The organism is Pseudanabaena sp. 'Roaring Creek' (assembly GCF_001402795.1).
GTDB lineage: Bacteria > Cyanobacteriota > Cyanobacteriia > Pseudanabaenales > Pseudanabaenaceae > Pseudanabaena.
Genome location: NZ_LIRE01000691.1, coordinates 1 through 19,024, shown reverse-complemented (window position 1 = coordinate 19,024; position 19,024 = coordinate 1). Strand labels below are relative to the sequence as shown.

Here is a 19,024-nt window from a genome sequence, read left to right as displayed (position 1 = left end):
AAGTTAAATACTAAGTTATAGCTACAGTTACTTGACTTAGGACAAATCAAACCCCAAGAATTGATTGGCGGCGCTTCGCGCCGCCAATCAATTCTTGGGGTTTATATCAAAAATGGCATTGCCATTTTTGGAATTAGTACTAGACTTCAATAATTGGAAACTCATACCAATTCGCGAAAGTGTTGACACCACTTTCGTAAATTCAAAACCAAACCCAGTAAGGGTTTTTAAAGCTGAAAATAGCTACGCTATTTTCAGCTTTGGTATAATTCACCCGATCGCAAGATATCGCCGAGCTATTATTTAAGAGATAATCGTAAATGAGTAATCGCAGCCCAAGTTATTTGAAGAGAGTTTCGTTAAGCGAAATTTTCTTGAATAACTTGGGCTAAATATTTTAGTGGTCATATCTGAGATCATGCAGTCCTTAACAACCTTTTCGAGCCTTGATAATAACCTTCGCAAAAATCTGACTGCGATTTTTTTGGCAGGGCTGTTCTTTTGGTCGAGTATGGCTTCCCAGTTGCCAACTTTACCTCTCTATGTCCGCACCTTAACGCAGTCCTTCGATCAAATTGGCATCGTCATGGGTTCCTTTGCCATCGGTCTGCTTGTCTGCCGTTCTTATCTTGGCAGACTCTCCGATCGCAAAGGGAGACGTTATACAATGAGAATTGGATTGATTGTTGCGGCTATAGTGCCCCTATGCTATGCCGCATTACCATCAATTCCTTTATTAATGTTTTTTCGTGCCGTACATGGGATTAGTATTGCCGCCTTTGCCGCTAGCTATAGCGCTTTAGTTTCCGATCTTGCACCGATTGAGAAACGTGGAGAAATTATTGGTTATATGAGCTTGGTCAATCCCTTAGGTTTGGCGTTTGGTCCTGCAATTGGGGGGTTGATGTATGAAGCATGGGGATATCAACTTCTATTTATATCGGCATCACTCCTAGCGATCGCAGGGCTGCTATTAACAACTCAAATTGAGACAGAAGGAAACATCGGTAATCGTCAAGCGGAATCAGCTAATACGGCGAAGCCAAAATTTTGGGAAACATTCCTTAATCCCCGCGTCAGAGTTCCTTCGACCATCCTCTTACTCGTAGGATTTGCTTTTGGAACCCTCAGTGCTTTTATGCCTCTTTTGATGCAACAAAAACATGTTCCTTTAAATGCTGGCTTGTTCTATATGGCAGCCGCACTTTCAGGATTTATCATTAGGTTTCCCGTGGGAAGATTAAGTGACGAATGGGGACGGGGTATTTTTATCTCTATCGGCATCTTCTTTTATGCCGCCTCTATGGGGATCATCTATTTTGCGAACCATGACTACGAGTTTCTGCTATCTGGCATTGCTGAGGGAATTGGTTCGGGAATTGTTATTCCTGCGATCGTGTCTTTACTTGCCGATCGCACAGTTCCGCAGGAACGGGGATATGTATTTGGGATGACATGGATCGGCTTCGATCTGGGGATCGCTTTGGCAGGACCGATTATGGGTAAGCTGATTGCTTTTGTGGGGATTACGAATATCTTTGCGATCGCCACAGGGCTCTGTCTTATTGGCATGGCTATTTTCAGCACCCAATCTAACAAGACATTATCCGATTCCTTTAAATTTGCGATTGGGAAAACAAGCGATCGCTACGCTGTGAAGTCTTCTCCGATTCGCATTTAGGATAACGTCAGTTCGGGTTAAGCTAGCAAATTTTAAAAGCCCAAAAGTAAAAGCCTTGCGTAGCAAGGCTTTTACTTTTGGGCTTTGAGAGAGGGTTTGCTACGCAAACCCTCTCTCAAAGCCCGTTTCAAATTATCCCGAACTCACGTTAGGATAGTGCCCAATTCAAAAAAGCAAATATGAGTGGCGGCACTAAGCGCCGCCACTCATATTTGCTTTTTTATTTTGTTTCTGACAAGGCAAGCGCTCTAGGTATATAAAGTGACATCGAACCGACAATCGGAATTGCTGACGGGCAACTTTCGGTTTTATACCAAACAGGTTTACCCCACATTAAACCTTCACTGGCGGGGCTTTGCGGAATTGTGCAGTTCATTTCCGTATCGTGAAGTCTAAACGCCACCATGTTTTGGGGCAATCCTTGTCTAACTACATCGATATAGCGATCGCGATAGATGCCCTGAATAATATTGCGGTTGTATAGGCTTGCCGAAGTGCCAACATTGAGATTGTATTTCTCAATCATCCAACTGGGAACATAATAAGCATGAGACTCTCCAGTAGTATTTTTGAAGGTAATAATATTACCAGAAATTTTTTCGATGACTTGAGGAGTATTACTGTCAAGATACTCACCCATGGTTTGCGTTTGGGCTGCGGTCTCCGATGCCATCAATACGATCGCGATCGGGATTGCTCCGAGGAGAAATCTTAAAATAAATTTTGGCATAGTCTTTGAAACTCCGAATTTCTGATGCGATTTTGGTGCTGCTCCCTTACGATTGCATTATCGCGATTGAGCTGATGCGTGAGTTGCTTGACTACTGTACAAAACTTATCCTCTGCCTTGATTTCTTCATTTTTTGGGGTAGTGCTAAAAAAGGAAAGGATGGTCGGTGTAAAGCGCCGACCATCCTTTCCTTTTTAAAAGCATATGTACGGGGAAAATGATTGGTACTTGCATTCGGGGGAGAAGGAACAATTAATGTTAGGGTTTTTAATCTTTCTTAAATAGCATGATCAGAGCGATCGCTATATCATATCTACAAGGATCTAGGCGCACTTAAATATAAAATCCCAAAACCTATGACTCATGTATGGCTTGCGCCACAGGTTTTTAATCTGGATTTTAATTATGCCTAAATCCTTAAGTAGTTAGGCATAATTAAAAAACAAAACCAGAGAGCGTACCGCCCGCTAAGCGGGCGGTACGCTCTTCTAGGTTTTAAGTCTAATTATCGCTCCATCAAGCAACAATTACGGGACTAATGCTAACAACCTAGAGAGGCTTTTATGTCCATATCAAACTCAGAACTACCTCGTAAAGCGGGACGAGCCGAACAAGCTGGAGCAATTCTGGCTACAGCTAAAGTCGCAGGCAATCTTGCCCTTGCATCTAGCGTTACGATCGCTTTACTCGTAGGGATCGTATTTTCTTTAGTTGCGGCCACTATTTTTATCCTCGATAGTTCCAATCCCGTTCTCGGATTTGGCATTGCTGCGCTCTTTACCATTGCTTTCAATGCGATCGTATTCTTTATATCGCCTTGGATTATGGATTTAGTTCAGGGCTGGCTTTATCATACGCGTTGGGTCAAGATTGAAGAAATCGAACGACTCAGCCCTGAATCTGCCCATACAATTCAGCGCATTTGCAGTCTCAAAAAGATTAAACAGCCACGTATTGGCATTATCGATGACAATAATCCCACCGCCTTTACCTATGGAGCCTTACCAGATAGCGCTCGGATCGTAGTCAGCGCGGGGTTATTTAAATACCTAGATGATGACGAAGCGGCGACGGTTTATGCCCATGAGCTAGGGCATATCGTTCATTGGGATTTTGCCGTGATGACTGTGGCTTCTACCTTAGTCCAGATTACCTATCTGCTCTATATCACCATTCGTGAGATTGGCAAAAAAGTAAATGACGAACGGGCTGAAAATGCAGCGGCGATCGCTGCTTTTATTGCCTATGTTTTCTACATTGTCGGAACCTATCTATTACTTTATCTATCGCGCACTAGAGAATACTTTGCCGATTGCTTTGCCGCCGAACAAACGGGCAATCCCAATGCTCTATCGCGGGCTCTGGTTAAAATTGCCTATGGCATTATTCAAGAAACAGGGAAATCAAAGGAACCCAGCCGTTTAATGCAGGGTACTCGCGCGATCGGTATTTACGATGCCAAGGCCGCCGCAACCACGGGTACGGCTTACCAAATTACTTCCTCTCCTGAAAAGATCGGTCGTCTATTTCTCTGGGATCTCTTTAATCCTTGGGGTTGGTGGATGGAATTAAATTCCACTCATCCTCTGACGGGCAAACGGGTGCGCGCCCTGAGTAACTACGCCGAGCAACTAGGCTTAGAAATGGAATTTGATATGGGGCGCGTAGCTGCTGAGGGTAAGCTACTCGACAAAAAACGCCTTTACGGTACGTTCTATCAAGATGTTCTGCTCTATGGTGCAGAGTTTATCGCGATTGTAATCGGTTTAGCGATCGGAGCATTTCTCTTTGGGCGCGGATTGGGAGGAGTGCAAGCATTTTTTGCCATTCCTTTAATTTTATTGGGTGGGGTAATGCTATTTAAGCGATCGATTATGTACCCCAGTTCTCAAAATGCACCAGCTAGCGATGTGATTACCCTCATGTCTGATGCCTATGCCAGTCCTCTACGCGGTCAACCCGTACAGTTGGAAGGAACCTTGATCGGTCGTGGCGATGCGGGATATATATTTGGTTCCGATATCATGCTGCAAGATAAATCAGGGCTAATGTATTTGCTCTATGCTTCCCGTTGGGGACCCTTGGGCAATTTCTTCTTTGGCATGAAGCGCGTACAAGGCTTAATTGGTTCTGAGACCAAGGTAAAAGGATGGTTCCGTCGTGGTGTTGCCTCTTGGATGGATTTAGAGCTTCTATCTACAGCTAATGGCAACAAAGTTGCCAGTCATCCCGCTTTTTGGGGACTATTATGGTCAATCGTCTTTTTGGCGGTAGGCATATTACTATTTTTTGCAAAATAGTTCTTATACCAAATCACAAAATGGCTACGCCATTTTGTGATTTGGTATAAAAGCCAAGAAGAGAAGGTTGGCGCGAAGCGCCAACCTTCTCTTCTTGGCTTTTGATTTTGTCCTAACGCGAGTGGCGATAGATATATAATATCGGGATGCTTAATCCTTGCCGCTAGAAAACTCCTTTACGTAATTGCTCCGATATAAACTCGCTAGCCCTTGCGGTGATTGCCATCTCGGTCAAAGTTGGGCTTTGCCAACCAGAGGAAGTCCAGCAGGCTCCATCGGTAACAAAGAGATTGGGAGATTCCCATAACTGATTATGTTCGTTCACTACTGAGTTAGTGGGCGAAGTTCCCATTCTCGCGCCCCCAACTTCATGGATGTAATAACCTGGGGGAGCCGAAAAAGCCATCACCTCCTCCATGCGACTGACAAACTCCGAAAAGACGGGAACATGAAAGATATCCGTTAACTGCATACTTTTGCCTCCAGCGATCTTGATGATTTCATCAATCTGTCTGTGCATATGGTCGAGCATTAAATGTTCGTTGTCTGACCAAGCACATTCAATATGAGGCACGGGAATGCCCCAAGCATCAACTACATCAGGATTCAGTTCGATCTGGTTGCGATAGCGTGGCAAGACCTCGCCATGGGCAATCATAAAGCCAATGGAGCCATCGCCAACCTTACGCAAAATGTTTGGTAAATCAAAACGTTGTACGCCACCCCAAATGCCATAGCCCCGTAAAAATCTCTCTTGCTGCGATGCCAAATTACTGAAGCAAGGGATAAAGAAGCTATCGCATCCCGATAGGTCGAAGGGTTTGGGGGTCTGCTTGATATGGGGGAGTAAAAAGAAGGTGGAAGTGGAAACGTGATCCATGAGGTAATGTCCTAACATTCCTGATGGATTAGTTAGCCCAGCGGGTTGATACTGCTCCGTAGAATGCAAAAGAATCCGCACCGACTCAATGGTGGAAGCGCATAAAATCACCGTTTTTGCGAAGGCTTCATGGGCTTGCTTCGTTTGGCGATCGATAAATACTACCCCACGAGCTTTACGGCTCTCGGGATCGAAGATCGCATGGCTGACCACAGCATCCGATCGCAAAGTCACATTTCCCGTCGCGATCGCCGCCTTGAGAGAGGAACCCAAGCTAGAATACATCGGCCAAGGCTGGGATGGCGTAGGGCGGTGCAAACCAAACCCCCGTGAAGGGATGAGCCGACGGTCAGACCATTTTTTTTCTACGATTTCTTGTAGATACTGTTCGGCGGGTGTGAGGGGCAGAGTGGGTTGATATTCCCCATCGGGAAGTTGGTCTAGCCCCTCTTGGCTGCCACGCACCTGAAAGAATTTTTCTAATTTGCTGTAGTAGGGGGCAAGATCGGCATAGGCGATCGGCCAATCCTGATCGTATCCGTCGCGACTTGCGGCTTTAAATTCGTAGTCGGATAGTCGGAGGGTAATGCCGCCCCAAGTAAGACTTTTGCCCCCGACCTGACGACCGCGAATCCAGTAAAAGGGTTTCTCTGGTGGCGTGGTATAGGGATTATCCTTTTCATCAATGAACAGATCGGGGTTAGCTTTCCAATAACCAGGATGCATCGATTGATAGGACTGACGTTTTGCGATCGCAAGGTTATAAAAACGCTTTGCCATATCCTTGACATTATTGCCTAACTCAGTAGGCGCGGGAGTCCGACCAGCTTCTAAGACAAGGACTTTTAACCCCCTTTCGCTCAATTCTTTGGCAGCAACCCCGCCATTGGCTCCAGAGCCAACTACGATCGCATCATAAACTTCTGTAGAAGGATGGGGACTCATTTTATTTCTTGACAGACCTTTTGCTTAGAAACAGCTATATATTGATATATTGACGGAAAATGATCCCCAAAAATGAGCTAATCTCGATTTTCCTTGCATCCCCAAAAATAGACTTTACAACTTTAGCTTAGATTTGCTAAGCTAGATACTCGTCGCCTAAATTAAAATGCGCCAAACTACAGCATAATTAAGAACAATACTTTGCTACCTAAATAAGCATGACTCAAATAATCGTTGGTGAAAATGAAGGGATTGAATCGGCTCTACGTCGATTTAAGAAAAAAATCCAAAAAGCTGGCTTACTAGCAGATATTCGTCGCTGTCAGTATCACGAAACCGCAGGCGAAAAACGTAAGCGTAAGGCTGAAAATGCCAAACGTCGCGGTCGTTTCCGTCGTCGTGATGTCTAATATAGAAACAGATATAAAAAGGGCTGTGCAATGCACAGCCCTTTTTATATCTGGCTATAGCTATAGTCAGTAATGTTAGGACAAAAATCAAACCCAATAGAGATTTGCGGCGCGAAGCGCCGCAAATCTCTATTGGGTTTGATGTCCTGACTTAAGTTGAGTATAGCTATAACATCAGTTATACCAATTCACGAAAGTGTGACACCACTTTTGTGAATTAAAAACCAAACCCAGTAAGGGTTTTCAAAACACAAAATGGCGTAGCCATTTTGTGTTTTGGTATTAATATACGATCGCCATAGAACGCTAATAGCCCCATGTTAATCTATAGGTCTAGATTTGATGTTAGAGATTGCTATGACTGGATTTGTTGGATTACACGTTCATACTGAATATAGTTTGCTCGATGGGGCAAGCCAAATTCCTGATCTAGTTAGTCGTGCGGTGGAACTTGGGATGCCTGCGATCGCCTTGACCGATCATGGTGTCATGTATGGGGCGATCGAGCTGATCAAAACTTGCAAATCTAAGGGAATTAAGCCAATTATTGGCAATGAAATGTATGTTTTGAATGGGGACATTACCAAGCAGGAGAAAAAGAAAAAATATCACCAATGCGTTCTTGCCAAAGATACTCAGGGCTATCGCAATCTCGTTAAACTAACTTCCATTTCCCATTTGCAGGGCTTTCAGGGGAAAGGGATTTTTGCGCGTCCCTGCATCAGTAAAGATTATCTTCTGCAATACAAAGAAGGTTTGATACTTACTTCGGGATGTTTAGCAGGAGAAGTTCCGCAGGCGATTATGAAAGGCGATCCTGAAGAAGCGAGACGAGTGGCGGCTTGGTATAAGGAACATTTTGGCGATGATTATTATTTAGAAATTCAAGATCACGGCTATCCTGAAGATCGGATTGTGAATGTGGAGATTTTCAAGATTGCTAGGGAATTGGATATTCGCGTAATTGCTACTAATGATTCTCACTTTACATCCTGCTCCGATGTGGAAGCTCACGATGCGTTGCTTTGCATTCAAACAGGAAAACTCATTTCCGATGAGAAGCGCCTCCGCTATAGCGGCATGGAATATCTCAAGTCCTACGATGAGATGAAGCAGCTATTTCGCGATCATTTGGAAGATGAGTTAATTGAGGAAGCTCTAGCGAATACCCTCCATGCCGCCAATAAAGTCAAGCCCTACGACCTCATGCGCGATCCCCGTGCGGCGGACTATCCGATTCCTGAAGGACATACTGCGGATACCTATTTTGAAGAGGTCACATGGCAAGGTTTGCTGCAAAGATTTAATGTCAAAACCCATGCGGAAATTCCCCAAAATTATCAAGAACGTCTCCGTTTTGAATTGGGAATCATCATGCAAATGGGCTTTGCCACTTACTTCCTAGTGGTATGGGACTACATCAAATATGCTAGAGATAAACAGATTCCTGTGGGACCAGGGCGTGGTAGTGCGGCGGGTTCTCTCGTGGCATATTCCTTAGGAATTACGAATATTGACCCGATTCATCATGGACTGCTCTTTGAGAGATTTCTCAATCCCGAACGGAAGTCGATGCCTGATATTGATACGGACTTCTGTATCGATCACCGTGGGGAATTGATTGATTATGTTACCCAGCGCTATGGTCAGGAACGGGTCGCGCAGATTGTCACCTTTAATCGCTTGACTTCCAAGGCGGTACTTAAGGATGTGGGGCGGGTGTTAGATGTGTCCTATAGCGAAGCTGACAAGATGGCGAAGATGATTCCCGTATCGCGAGGGAAACCAGCAAAGTTAAAGGTGATGATTTCCGAGGAGTCGCCAGCACCAGAATTTCGCGATCGCTACAAGCAAGATGCCAAAGTCTTTGAATGGCTAGATATGGCGATGCGGATCGAAGGTGTGAACAAAAGTTCAGGTGTTCATGCGGCAGGTGTAGTCATTTCCCCATTTCCCCTCGATGAAGTTGTACCATTGCAGCGCAGCAATGAAGGTCAGGTGGTTACTCAATACACGATGGAGGATTTGGAATCCCTCGGTCTATTAAAAATGGACTTCTTGGGCTTGCGAAACTTAACTACCATCGAACATACTAGCAAGCTAATTCGCGACAATCAAGAGCCGAATTTCCATATCGATGCGATCGCCCCTGATATGTCCACAGAGGCAAATCAAAAAACCTATAAGCTATTAGAAAAAGGCGATCTCGAAGGTGTTTTCCAATTGGAATCGTCAGGCATGAAGCAGATCGTCAAGGATCTCAAGCCTTCTAATATTGAAGATATTTCTTCGATTCTGGCGCTTTATCGTCCTGGCCCCTTGGATGCGGGGCTAATTCCCAAGTTCATTAATCGTAAACATGGGCGAGAAGCGATCGAGTATCAGCATCATACTCTAGAACCAATTTTAAATAATACATACGGTGTATTATGCCTCGCAAAAGGAACATTAATTGCTAGACCAGATGGCACAAGTACCGCAATTGAGAACATTCGCAAAGGCGATCTAATTCTCTCGTCCGATGGTAAGCGTGTATGGTCAGCAAAAGTTGCGAAACAATGGCAAAGTGGAATTAAATCAATTGTCAAAATTACGCTATCCACAGGTACAGAAATTTACTGCACTCCAGAGCATCGCTTTCTTACGCCAGAAGGCGATCGCTTTGCCTACGAATTCAAACCCTTAGACAACATCAAAAATGCTCATGTCAATGGTTCTATCATCTATGAAACTTGGGAGATTTCCAAAACCAATAAATTGCTCAATCCAAATGAAGCCTATCTATTAGGTTTATTAATTGGTGATGGACATTTAACTTCTAGTTCGCCTAATATCGCTTGCTCTAGTGAAGAAACCGCTATTTGGGTTTCTAATCTGATCGCTGAGACATGGAAAGGTGAACCAAAGCATTATTTTCATACCCATTGTTGGTATGCCTATGCAAAGTTCAATACGCAACCACAACCAACACCATTAACTATTTTCATGGATAAAATCTATGGTGGTAGAACTTGGAAAGTCAATTCTAAAGATAAGCACTTACCTATTGACATAGTTGATTATCAAGAATGCGATCGCATTGATATTTTGCGAGGTCTATGGGATAGCGATGGTTCCTATACTCAAAATCCTTATTTTCGTAGTATTTCTAATCAACTAATTAAACAAGTAGGACAATTACTAAGTAGTCTAAAAATCTCCTACTCATTGCATTCAACCCATGTAATGATTACGGACATTGCCCGTTTTTATCAGTTAATTGGGGAGCCAAGATTACCCAATAAACTGATGGGAGAGAAAAAAAATAACTTTGTTCCTATTCCATCTTTAAGGATGCAAGAAGAGTTAGAAGAGGCGATCGCTATAACAGATAGGGAAAGTCGTAAAACTGCAAAGCGTTCTTTTCAAGCAGGAGTAATGGTTAAACCTGTGCGATCGCAATATGCGTCAAAGATTATAGGTTGGACTGAAGCCTATCAAAAAATTTATACAGAGACATATCTGCAAGATGTACGTCCAGTATTTGTAGTATCCGTTGAAGATTGGGGAGAATCTGAATGCTTTGATATTGAAATGGTAGATCAAAATTCTCCCTATTTTCTTGCCAATGGAGTCGTTACCCATAACTGTTATCAAGAGCAGATCATGAAAATGGCTCAGGAACTGGCAGGATATTCTCTGGGTGCTGCGGACTTATTGCGGCGGGCGATGGGTAAAAAGAAACCTGAAGAAATGGAAAAACAGCGTTCTATTTTCCTTGATGGTTGCGCAAAGAATGGAATTAGGTCAGAGATTTCCAATGATCTCTTCGACCAAATGGTGATTTTTGCGGAGTATTGTCTCAGTTACGATACTTTGGTGCGAACTGTGGAATATGGCTTAATGCCCATCGGTAAAATTGTGGAGCATCAAATCGAATGTCAGGTTTACAGTGTTGATGAGAATGGATTTGTCTATACGCAACCGATCGCCCAATGGCACGATCGCGGTAATCAAGAAGTCTTTGAGTATGAGCTAGAAAATGGCGATCGCATTAAAGCTACCAAGGATCATAAGTTCATGACTACTGATGGTGAGATGCTGGCGATTGATGAGATTTTTGAGAAAGGTTTAGATTTGCTTTGTTACAATAAAGATCAAGACTAAATATAGTCAGAGAGGTTACAAACTGATGACTGTTGCCACTACTAGAAAAATCACCTTTGAAGAATATCTGACCTATGATGACGGCACTGACAAGCGTTATGACTTTAATGATGGAGAACTAATTGAAGTGACTCCAGCAACGGTATTTCACAACGATGTGATGATGTTCTTGGCATTTTTTTTACAGTCAGCAGTACAGCAATATCAATTACCTTACTGTGTACGAGTTAATAGCACTGAAATATTTAATGGTAAACGCACGCGCCGACCTGATGTATTGGTGATGACTCTAGAGCAGAAACGGGGATTAGGTAATCAGCCTGATATGTTGTATGAACCTTGCCTATTAGCAATTGAGATTGTTAGTCCAACTTGTCGTACTGTGGATACTGTAGAAAAGCGCGAAGAATATGCTCAATTTGGCATCTCCGAATATTGGATTGTAGATTTTCTATTAGGTACTTTTTCGGTGCTTAGTTTAGTAAATGGAACTTATGTTGAGAAAGTTTATCGAGAGAATGACCAAATTATTTCTAATGTTTTTCCTAAGCTAAGTTTGTCTATGAATCAGGTTATGGCAGACAGATGATCGCATTAAAGCTACGTGGGTTAGATTTGAAGATCGCTAAGGCTTTTTAGAGTTGCGCGATCGCATAATCCACATAATCCACCATAGAAAACCGCCAAAAGACATGCCAATTAATATGCTGAAGACGAAAACCCAGATGTAATTTAAAGGCTGATAATTGAGATCTTTAATGTCAGTATTTGCGGGGAATTGAGCAACTATGATGCTGGCGGCGACTTGGCTTGTGCCTAAGCTTGTACCGACGATGAAGATAGTTTGGTTAAGATTGCGATCACTTTTGGCTTGTTCGATGTTGATGATGCCTTCAATATTGCGAACGGAGTTTTCGAGAGATTTTTGGGCTGGGCTGAGGCTGGCGAGATCGGCGGTGATTTGGGGGAGATATTTGTCGGTGACGATCGCAGTAAATTTCTCTAGGAATGACCGATCAATATCTTGCTTGGGATCTTCAAATTGTTTAAGCTGCTTTTGATAGTTTTTGAGATTGGTTTCGATGGTGTTTTTTTGATCTTCTAAATAAATTAATTCTTCAGCATAGGTGGTCATCAATGTTAAAGTGGATTTTAAATATTGTTGTAATTCAACTAACGCCCAAAAGTTTTAATAACCTCTGCTCATCCCAACTCGCCGCCACACCTTGCAGAACTTGCAGAAATAACTGCTCATATTCGCGATCGGTTAACGGCGCAAGAGACTGCGATCCGTCCGACTTACCACCAAACAAACCTTTTAACCAACTCATCACGCATCCAGCCTCGCTACTTAATTAATGTGTTTTTGGCGATCGCTAAATAACTTAGCCTTGTCTTCGCGCAACCCATTCCCAACATAAAATTTTAGCAACGCATCTATCGACATATCTCGACTTGCCGCAACCTCCTCAAGCGATCGCATTGCATCAACTGGAATTTGCAACAATACTGCCTCAGTCGCACGAGGCTTGATTTGCAGTTTAATATCCTCTTCAATTTGATTCATATCACTTTCTTTCATTGTAGTGGCTAAGGCTTTTCATCTGGGACTTCCACTCATTAGTTGCGATCGCCGAATGCCTCTTATTGGAATTCCTTTAATCGTAATGACCACCGATCGCAAATATATAAACGTACTTATCATCGAATTTATAGATGAGTCGATCTTTTTGAGAAATTCGCCTCGACCATAAGCTAGACAGATTATGCTTTAGCGGCTCTGGTTTCCCTATCCCCTTAGCAGGATCGTCCCGAAGTAACTCTTTGATAATTTTACAAAGATTCTTGTGAAGGTTCTTATCTTTTTGTCTGAGTTCCTCATAAGCCTCCCATGTATCACCCTCAAAAACTAAGTATCTCATCCATCTCTTCCTTACTAGGCTGATAACCTTGCCGTTTTTCATGGGTTGCCATAGAACGAGATATCTGTTTCATAAGATCATCATTTTGTAAAACAAACAAAGTTTCCTGATGTTGTTCCCAATCCTCAGAACTAATTGCCGTAAAATCTGACTGCTTGGCAAACTGCCAAATCTGCATAAATTTAATTAGCGAGGCTTCGGGTGCTTGCTCAATTTCGCGAATTAATTGCTCTTTGATCGTCATACATTTGCCCTCCTTGCATTTTAAGCATAGCTTATAAATTTTTGCAGATCTATATATCTAGCGATCGCCCAAAAGTTTTAACAAACCCACTTGCAGAAATAGCTGCTCATATTCGCGATCGCCTACCCAACGGCAGCGATCACCTGTCCAATATCTTGAGCAGTCGCACCAGTTGCCAACATTGCCCTAATCAATAACTCAATAGAAACAGAAGCATCACCATTTTCAGCTTTAGCAATCCGAGGCTGACTAGAACTCATCTTAGAAGCAAGTTCACTTTGAGTCATGACCTTTTGCCGACGCTCCTTTAAGCTCTGACTAAGAGCCAACTTAATCTCTACCAAGACAGACTCTTCAGGCGTTAACTCCAAAAAATCTGAAACAGATCCAACCTTCCAGCCTTTCGACTCCAAACGCGCTCTTTTATCTAAATCCATCGCATTAATCCTGCTAGTCAGCATCGTATTTACTAAGGCGTTTCTTGCAAACCTCAATTACACTCTTGGGAGTCGTTCTCGTTGATTTGTTAAAAACCTCCGCAATTACAATTGCATCATCATCAATTCGATAAATGATTCTCCAGTTCTTATCAGCATCTCGAATGCGTAACTCATGACAGCCTTCTCCGATACTTGGCATAGGGCGAGAATGAGGTAATCCGATAGACACTCCTTGCTGCAATTGCCTGAGTAGAACGCCTGTTTCCACCCGTATTTCTTGACTAAAAGGCGGAGTCTTAACTTCGCCATGCAGCCAAACTAAAGGTTTACTTTGCTTGCCCATACTTCTTTATATCACATTTGATATATTAACATGGATTAGCCCGTTCAAAATTTTAATTGCCTCTGCATATCCCAATTCGCCGCCACCTTACAGAAATAACTACTCATATTTGCGATCGCTTAACGGAACAACAGACTGCGTGCCGTCCGACTTACTACCAAACAAACCCTTAAACCAACTCATCACGCACCCAACCTCGCTACTTAATTGATGTGTTTTTGGCGATCGCTAAATAACTTAGCCTTATCTTCGCGCAACCCATTGCCAATATAAAATTTTAGCAACGCATCTATCGACATATCTCGACTTGCCGCAACCTCCTCAAGCGATCGCATAGCATCAACTGGAATTTGCAACAATACCGCCTCAGTCGTACGAGGCTTGATTTGCAGTTTGATATCCTCTTCAATTTGATTCATATAACTTCCTTTCATTACGAGTAGCAGGACGGGCTGAAATTAGGCACTGGTCAGCTAAAGCGTGATCGACATATTTGCGTCTTTTTTGTTGGCATGAAATGGGCATTTTAGAATCCATCCCCCATTAACTGACCAGTGCCTTTTCGAGCGTGGGTTGGATTTGGCGATAGCTATAACAACAATTTTCACACTTTATTACTAGAATGTAGATACAATGGATATACATTGTTTGGGTTATTGATTATGACAGTCACGATCGCAAAGTGGGGTAATAGTTTAGCTGTACGCATTCCTCAAGCTATGGCTGAACAGTTACAAATTCAAGCAGGAAGCGAAATCAACATAGAAATTATTGATGGCAAGATTATTTTGACACCACATCGTCGTAAGAAATATACCCTAGACGAATTACTCGATAATATGACCGCAGAGCATCTCCATCCAGAAATTTCTACAGGTGTTTCTGTTGGGAATGAGGCATGGTAAATCTATACATTCCAGATCGTGGTGATATTGTCTGGTTAGATTTCGATCCACAGGCTGGACATGAACAAGCTGGTCATCGTCCAGCTTTCGTAATTTCGCCTCTAGCCTATAACCAAAGATCAAATTTGGCTCTGTTTTGTCCCATTACTTCCAAGATTAAGGGATGGAAGTTTGAAGTAATCCTTATGGATAGTAAAATTAAGGGAGCGATTCTTGCTGATCAGATTAAGAGTTTAGACTGGCAAGCGAGAAAAATAGATTTTATTGAGAAGGCTTCAGAAAATATCATTAATGAAGTCATTGGCAAGATTGAGACACTTTTAAACTAATTTGCGATCGCGGTAATCAGGAAGTCTTTGAGTATGAGTTATACCAATTACCAAAAGTGTGGCTACACTTTTGGTAATTGAAAACCAAACCCAGTAAGGGTTTTAAAATCACAAAATGGCGTAGCCATTTTGTGATTTGGTATTAAAAAATGGCGATCGCATTAAAGCTACCAAGGATCATAAGTTTATGACTACTGATGGTGAAATGTTAGCGATCGATGAGATTTTTGAGCATGGGTTAGATTTGGCTGTAGCAAAACAAAATTGAAAGGCGATCGCTACACTACTGTTTAACTTTAAGTGAGGTAAGATCGGAATATCTAAATGAATGTAATCTTTGGGAGAGAAAACTAATGGTTAATGTTCTGCAAATAGGAAATGTTGGTACTGAGCTATCCAAACTCGTTCATGAGGTAAGCGATCGCCAGACTCAAATTGTAATTGAGTCAGAAGGCAAGCCTGTAGTGGCAATGGTTCGTTATGATTATTTGGTGAATTTACTTGAAGCGTTAGAGGATGCGATCGATAGCAAGTTTTTAAAGCAGGCAGTTGCTGGTAATGATGAATTTTTTAGCTTTGAGGATGTTGTCGCGGCTCATAATACTGCTCATAACGTAGAGGTACAATTGGAGGATTTTGCGAAAGTATGAGCGATCGCTATACATTACAGTTTGCTAGAGATGCGAAGAAATCGCTTGCAGATTTACAACCAAAACAATTCAAACAAATTGCAACTAAAATTTTTGCATTGCTAGAAAATCCTCAACCACAGGACTGTAAAGCATTGAAGGGATATCCTAATGGTTATCGTGTTGACTCTGGTGAGTATCGGATTTTGTATACTTTGGAAGATGGAGAAATTCGGATTTTTAGAGTTGGGAAACGAAATGATGATGAAGTCTATCGCAATTTGTGATTAAACTAATACTAGTGGCACGATCGCGGTAATCAAGAAGTCTTTGAGTATGAGTTAGAAAATGGCGATCGCATTAAATCTACTAAGGGCTAATAAGGATCATAAGTTTATAACCACTGACAATGAGATGGTGGCGATTGATGAGATATTTGAGCGTGAGTTAGAGCTTACAGTCATTATAGAGGATAAATTTTGATGGGAAGGAGCCGCATGAGGGCTTGCCCTAATCGATAGGCTTGCGTGTCATACATCGGCAGCTCGATCGCCGCAGGAAGACTTTGCATAAACCGCCTTGCCACCTCAAGATCGCAACCAGAAATATTTTTGAGCTTATTTCCCGCATCTAGTAATACGCTGGAATTGAGCGGTCTTTTAGCGCGTAACTGCCATTGCTTTGGAGAATGAAGATTACCCAACTCGATCCGTCGCAGCCCAGAAATGGAAGCTAAAACTGTCAGGCGATCGCCTGATTTCATAACCTCATCATCGGAAGGCATATAAAACTCACAATGTCCATCTGCCTTAGGTTGTTGCGTTTTTAAATAGACAGGGACAACGGTATAGCCATAGGCAATTTGCGAGAGATTCTTGCCAATTAAAGTATCGTTTTCGGAGATGACATATTCGGCAACTAAAACTGTGCGCTGATTAAGGCGAAAAAGACTCAGCATAGTTTCGCCAAAAGCCGCTCCTGCAAAGGCTTCTGCTGAAAGAGCATAGGCACATAACGATTGAGATTTGGGTAAGAGTTCCGAAAGATTGTCGCTAAAGTAGCGATCGTAGGTACGGATTGCCAAATTCATTTGCCGATTGTTTTTTTTCGCCGCATCACGGGCGAAAAGTGCTGCTTCGAGATTGAGCATTTGATCGTCGGTAACGGAGAGCATACTCTTCGCGCTAGCTAGATTAGTCTTTGACAATTCTTCGATAATATTGCCAGTTAACCAAGGTACTTTATCGGCAAGATCGCAGTCATGGGGATTCTCACTGACAATTACAAAGGGAAGTTTTAATTTAAATAGAAGGTCAGCGATCCTCTGTCCGAGTCTCCCAAATCCAATCAAAATAATGTGATCTTTTTTCGGCAGAGGAAGCGATCGCTTAAAAAATTCAAATTTAGAACTGAGGATCTGATCGGTAACTAATCCCACCACTCCCAACACAAACAGCAAGCTGATTAAGGTAATCAATACGCAAAATAGCATTAACCATAAAGGGACTTGATCCTCCCCTCCCAATCCGCCAAAGACATCGCCATAACCACCTAAAAGCAAAATGATACTGGTGGAAATAGCCTTCTGCCATGAAATATTTGGCACATTAAAAAATAAAATAATAGAACTAAGCGTTAATAAGAAAATTGCCGTAATTGCGCCCCATAGTACGAGGCGGCGGGACTTCTCAGCTTGAAACCAAGCGACTATTTGCTTCCATTGAGATGTCCAGAACGCCGAACTGATAAATTTGCGTAATTGGAGATTAATTTTTTGGGAAATGGAAATATTGGGATAGGAGGAAAGATCGATTAATTCTGGATGGCGATGGATTGTGGGAAAATCATGTTCTACATGCTCGATACATACAATCTCATCGCCAACTTGGATAGTCCGATCAGGCTGCCATTGAAAAAAGAGGCGATCGGATTGAGGCTCAGCAAGACTTAAAAGCCGAGAGTGCTTTTTATGCAATTGGAAAGCGGGGATTCTCAAAAACTGATAATCATTCGGCTCTACGGTATAGTTCACGACGCGCAATTTATGCCCACCAAGTTGAAATAGCCCTAGGGTATTCTCGCCCAAACCTGCTACGGCAAAGGCTGCCGCAGGTAAGTCCACAGGATCGAGGGCAACAAAGTTTCCTAATTGCTCTTTGAGTAATTGATTGAGATTTTGCCTTGAGGAGCGCACCACAATATGAATGTGGGGATTGAGCCGACGCACGGCGATCGCTGCTTCAATATTGACATTATCGTTGCTAGTTACCAATAAAATTGCCCGACAATCAGCGATTCCCGCTTTAATTAACACTTCAGAACGGCGACAATCTCCCAAAATGATTGGTTCGTCAAGAAATTCGTGGAAGTTATCAAATTCCATTAGTTCAGGCTTTATCTTATCGATGGCGCGGATTTTTACTTCATACTCTCGATAGGAAAACTTCTTTAAATTAAATACGGTATGCTGTCCAAGGCTGCCTAGTCCGCAAACAATAAAGCGATCAGCGATCGTTATTTCGTTACTGCTAACTAGATCGGTTCCCGCATATATCTTTGGATTTTCGGGTTGTATTTTTGTCTCTTCGATAGCTACAGAAATCTGATCTTGAGAAAGGACTATTTTTTCTATCCATAAAGGTAAGGGTTGTCCGAACAAAAATGCATAAATCTTTGCTGACTCCAATCGATTATCAATGTCGCTAAGACAGTTAGCGATCGCCCCTACTAAACTTTGGCGATCACCAAAGTAGGTAGACTCCAGCAAAATATGTATTTCTTGGCGCTTTTGTCTGATGGTGACATTTACTTTGATTTCTAAGTCAAGTAAACAATTTTTAATGAGAGCTGCCAGCGATCGCATTCTTTAGTAGATTCTCAGACTCGTTAATTTATTAAGATATTTATCATAAACCACGAAGATTAATAGAAGATTATCTCCTAATACCAATTCACGAAAGTGTGACAACACTTTCGTGAATTAAACACCAAACCCATTAAGGTTTTGAGATTCCCAAAATGGCGTTGCCATTTTGGGAATTGGTATAAGTAAAAAACCAGAACCTGAGAGCATACCGCCCGCGCAGTGGGCGGTATGCTCTTCTGGGTTTTAAGTTTACT

21 protein-coding genes are annotated in these 19,024 nt (G+C 42.4%); 10 read left to right on the top strand and 11 right to left on the bottom strand.

The annotated features are described in order from the left end of the window. Nucleotides 1-418: 418 nt before the first annotated feature. Nucleotides 419-1,681, top strand: a complete 1,263-nt coding sequence (locus tag AC805_RS19630) for an MFS transporter (RefSeq protein ID WP_055076967.1) — start codon at nucleotides 419-421, stop codon at nucleotides 1,679-1,681. A gap of 220 nt (nucleotides 1,682-1,901) precedes the next feature. Here the strand turns inward: AC805_RS19630 and AC805_RS19625 are convergent, their stop codons facing one another. Continuing rightward, nucleotides 1,902-2,411 (bottom strand): hypothetical protein, encoded by a 510-nt coding sequence (locus AC805_RS19625; protein ID WP_055076966.1) that lies wholly within the window; start codon nucleotides 2,409-2,411, stop codon nucleotides 1,902-1,904. A 563-nt stretch (nucleotides 2,412-2,974) separates the two neighbouring features. Here AC805_RS19625 and AC805_RS19620 point away from each other — a divergent pair. After that, nucleotides 2,975-4,711 (top strand): M48 family metalloprotease, encoded by a 1,737-nt coding sequence (locus tag AC805_RS19620; protein ID WP_055076965.1) that lies wholly within the window; start codon nucleotides 2,975-2,977, stop codon nucleotides 4,709-4,711. Between the two features lie 163 nt (nucleotides 4,712-4,874). Here the strand turns inward: AC805_RS19620 and AC805_RS19615 are convergent, their stop codons facing one another. After that, a complete protein-coding gene (locus tag AC805_RS19615; RefSeq protein WP_055076964.1) occupies nucleotides 4,875-6,536 on the bottom strand; it encodes a GMC oxidoreductase in 1,662 nt (553 codons plus the stop codon). Between the two features lie 218 nt (nucleotides 6,537-6,754). On the opposite strand from AC805_RS19615, the gene rpsU reads away from it, so the two are divergent. From rpsU to AC805_RS19600, 3 genes are all read left to right on the top strand, one after another. Continuing rightward, nucleotides 6,755-6,946, top strand: coding sequence for a 30S ribosomal protein S21 (rpsU, locus tag AC805_RS19610; RefSeq protein ID WP_009628553.1), 192 nt, complete (start codon nucleotides 6,755-6,757; stop codon nucleotides 6,944-6,946). 357 nt (nucleotides 6,947-7,303) lie between these two features. Then, nucleotides 7,304-11,092: a DNA polymerase III subunit alpha gene (gene dnaE, locus AC805_RS19605; RefSeq protein WP_072143692.1), complete on the top strand. Its 3,789-nt coding sequence runs from the start codon at nucleotides 7,304-7,306 to the stop codon at nucleotides 11,090-11,092. A gap of 25 nt (nucleotides 11,093-11,117) precedes the next feature. Then, complete coding sequence (locus AC805_RS19600) at nucleotides 11,118-11,681, top strand: Uma2 family endonuclease (protein ID WP_055076962.1); 564 nt, start codon at nucleotides 11,118-11,120, stop codon at nucleotides 11,679-11,681. Nucleotides 11,682-11,717: 36 nt separating this feature from the next. On the opposite strand, the gene AC805_RS19595 is transcribed toward AC805_RS19600, so the two are convergent. From AC805_RS19595 to AC805_RS19565, 8 genes are all read right to left on the bottom strand, one after another. Beyond that, complete coding sequence (locus tag AC805_RS19595) at nucleotides 11,718-12,227, bottom strand: hypothetical protein (RefSeq protein ID WP_055076961.1); 510 nt, start codon at nucleotides 12,225-12,227, stop codon at nucleotides 11,718-11,720. A gap of 34 nt (nucleotides 12,228-12,261) precedes the next feature. Next, nucleotides 12,262-12,423: a hypothetical protein gene (locus AC805_RS25800; protein WP_156341490.1), complete on the bottom strand. Its 162-nt coding sequence runs from the start codon at nucleotides 12,421-12,423 to the stop codon at nucleotides 12,262-12,264. 20 nt (nucleotides 12,424-12,443) lie between these two features. Next, nucleotides 12,444-12,659, bottom strand: coding sequence for a hypothetical protein (locus AC805_RS19590; RefSeq protein WP_055076969.1), 216 nt, complete (start codon nucleotides 12,657-12,659; stop codon nucleotides 12,444-12,446). Between the two features lie 91 nt (nucleotides 12,660-12,750). Further along, complete coding sequence (locus AC805_RS19585; protein WP_055076960.1) at nucleotides 12,751-13,014, bottom strand: Txe/YoeB family addiction module toxin; 264 nt, start codon at nucleotides 13,012-13,014, stop codon at nucleotides 12,751-12,753. Then, on the bottom strand, nucleotides 12,995-13,258 hold the full coding sequence (locus tag AC805_RS19580) for a hypothetical protein (protein WP_055076959.1): 264 nt from the start codon (nucleotides 13,256-13,258) through the stop codon (nucleotides 12,995-12,997). Before AC805_RS19580 ends, AC805_RS19585 begins: the two co-directional genes overlap by 20 nt. A 122-nt stretch (nucleotides 13,259-13,380) precedes the next feature. Continuing rightward, complete coding sequence (locus AC805_RS19575) at nucleotides 13,381-13,695, bottom strand: helix-turn-helix transcriptional regulator (protein ID WP_055076968.1); 315 nt, start codon at nucleotides 13,693-13,695, stop codon at nucleotides 13,381-13,383. 13 nt (nucleotides 13,696-13,708) lie between these two features. Continuing rightward, nucleotides 13,709-14,041 (bottom strand): type II toxin-antitoxin system RelE/ParE family toxin, encoded by a 333-nt coding sequence (locus AC805_RS19570; protein WP_055076958.1) that lies wholly within the window; start codon nucleotides 14,039-14,041, stop codon nucleotides 13,709-13,711. A 203-nt stretch (nucleotides 14,042-14,244) separates the two neighbouring features. Then, nucleotides 14,245-14,460 (bottom strand): hypothetical protein, encoded by a 216-nt coding sequence (locus AC805_RS19565; RefSeq protein ID WP_055076957.1) that lies wholly within the window; start codon nucleotides 14,458-14,460, stop codon nucleotides 14,245-14,247. Nucleotides 14,461-14,703: 243 nt separating this feature from the next. Between AC805_RS19565 and AC805_RS19560 the strand changes: the two genes are divergently transcribed. The 5 genes from AC805_RS19560 to AC805_RS19545 all read left to right on the top strand — a co-directional run bounded on the left by AC805_RS19560 (nucleotide 14,704) and on the right by AC805_RS19545 (nucleotide 16,191). Further along, the gene (locus AC805_RS19560; protein ID WP_055076956.1) at nucleotides 14,704-14,946 is read left to right on the top strand and encodes an AbrB/MazE/SpoVT family DNA-binding domain-containing protein; all 243 of its coding nucleotides are present in this window, start codon (nucleotides 14,704-14,706) and stop codon (nucleotides 14,944-14,946) included. Next, nucleotides 14,940-15,275 carry an endoribonuclease MazF gene (mazF, locus tag AC805_RS19555; protein ID WP_055076955.1) on the top strand — a complete coding sequence of 112 codons (336 nt, stop codon included), beginning with the start codon at nucleotides 14,940-14,942 and terminating at the stop codon, nucleotides 15,273-15,275. The genes AC805_RS19560 and mazF overlap by 7 nt, the downstream gene beginning before the upstream one ends. A gap of 136 nt (nucleotides 15,276-15,411) precedes the next feature. Then, entirely contained in the window at nucleotides 15,412-15,543 is a 132-nt protein-coding gene (locus AC805_RS27185; RefSeq protein ID WP_269433613.1) for a hypothetical protein, read from the top strand. Between the two features lie 85 nt (nucleotides 15,544-15,628). Further along, on the top strand, nucleotides 15,629-15,925 hold the full coding sequence (locus AC805_RS19550; protein ID WP_055076954.1) for a type II toxin-antitoxin system Phd/YefM family antitoxin: 297 nt from the start codon (nucleotides 15,629-15,631) through the stop codon (nucleotides 15,923-15,925). After that, nucleotides 15,922-16,191 (top strand): type II toxin-antitoxin system RelE/ParE family toxin, encoded by a 270-nt coding sequence (locus tag AC805_RS19545; protein WP_055076953.1) that lies wholly within the window; start codon nucleotides 15,922-15,924, stop codon nucleotides 16,189-16,191. Before AC805_RS19550 ends, AC805_RS19545 begins: the two co-directional genes overlap by 4 nt. A gap of 176 nt (nucleotides 16,192-16,367) precedes the next feature. Here AC805_RS19545 and AC805_RS19540 read toward each other — a convergent pair whose 3' ends face one another. Next, the gene (locus tag AC805_RS19540; RefSeq protein WP_055076952.1) at nucleotides 16,368-18,767 is read right to left on the bottom strand and encodes a TrkA family potassium uptake protein; all 2,400 of its coding nucleotides are present in this window, start codon (nucleotides 18,765-18,767) and stop codon (nucleotides 16,368-16,370) included. Between the last annotated feature and the right edge of the window lie 257 nt (nucleotides 18,768-19,024).

Coding starts and splice junctions, on each gene's coding strand:
- AC805_RS19630 (WP_055076967.1), top strand. CDS start 419: ATGCAGTCCTTAACAACCTTTTCGAGCCTTGATAATAACCTTCGCAAA.
- AC805_RS19625 (WP_055076966.1), bottom strand. CDS start 2,411: ATGCCAAAATTTATTTTAAGATTTCTCCTCGGAGCAATCCCGATCGCG.
- AC805_RS19620 (WP_055076965.1), top strand. CDS start 2,975: ATGTCCATATCAAACTCAGAACTACCTCGTAAAGCGGGACGAGCCGAA.
- AC805_RS19615 (WP_055076964.1), bottom strand. CDS start 6,536: ATGAGTCCCCATCCTTCTACAGAAGTTTATGATGCGATCGTAGTTGGC.
- rpsU (WP_009628553.1), top strand. CDS start 6,755: ATGACTCAAATAATCGTTGGTGAAAATGAAGGGATTGAATCGGCTCTA.
- dnaE (WP_072143692.1), top strand. CDS start 7,304: ATGACTGGATTTGTTGGATTACACGTTCATACTGAATATAGTTTGCTC.
- AC805_RS19600 (WP_055076962.1), top strand. CDS start 11,118: ATGACTGTTGCCACTACTAGAAAAATCACCTTTGAAGAATATCTGACC.
- AC805_RS19595 (WP_055076961.1), bottom strand. CDS start 12,227: ATGACCACCTATGCTGAAGAATTAATTTATTTAGAAGATCAAAAAAAC.
- AC805_RS25800 (WP_156341490.1), bottom strand. CDS start 12,423: ATGAGTTGGTTAAAAGGTTTGTTTGGTGGTAAGTCGGACGGATCGCAG.
- AC805_RS19590 (WP_055076969.1), bottom strand. CDS start 12,659: ATGAATCAAATTGAAGAGGATATTAAACTGCAAATCAAGCCTCGTGCG.
- AC805_RS19585 (WP_055076960.1), bottom strand. CDS start 13,014: ATGAGATACTTAGTTTTTGAGGGTGATACATGGGAGGCTTATGAGGAA.
- AC805_RS19580 (WP_055076959.1), bottom strand. CDS start 13,258: ATGACGATCAAAGAGCAATTAATTCGCGAAATTGAGCAAGCACCCGAA.
- AC805_RS19575 (WP_055076968.1), bottom strand. CDS start 13,695: ATGGATTTAGATAAAAGAGCGCGTTTGGAGTCGAAAGGCTGGAAGGTT.
- AC805_RS19570 (WP_055076958.1), bottom strand. CDS start 14,041: ATGGGCAAGCAAAGTAAACCTTTAGTTTGGCTGCATGGCGAAGTTAAG.
- AC805_RS19565 (WP_055076957.1), bottom strand. CDS start 14,460: ATGAATCAAATTGAAGAGGATATCAAACTGCAAATCAAGCCTCGTACG.
- AC805_RS19560 (WP_055076956.1), top strand. CDS start 14,704: ATGACAGTCACGATCGCAAAGTGGGGTAATAGTTTAGCTGTACGCATT.
- mazF (WP_055076955.1), top strand. CDS start 14,940: ATGGTAAATCTATACATTCCAGATCGTGGTGATATTGTCTGGTTAGAT.
- AC805_RS19550 (WP_055076954.1), top strand. CDS start 15,629: ATGGTTAATGTTCTGCAAATAGGAAATGTTGGTACTGAGCTATCCAAA.
- AC805_RS19545 (WP_055076953.1), top strand. CDS start 15,922: ATGAGCGATCGCTATACATTACAGTTTGCTAGAGATGCGAAGAAATCG.
- AC805_RS19540 (WP_055076952.1), bottom strand. CDS start 18,767: ATGCGATCGCTGGCAGCTCTCATTAAAAATTGTTTACTTGACTTAGAA.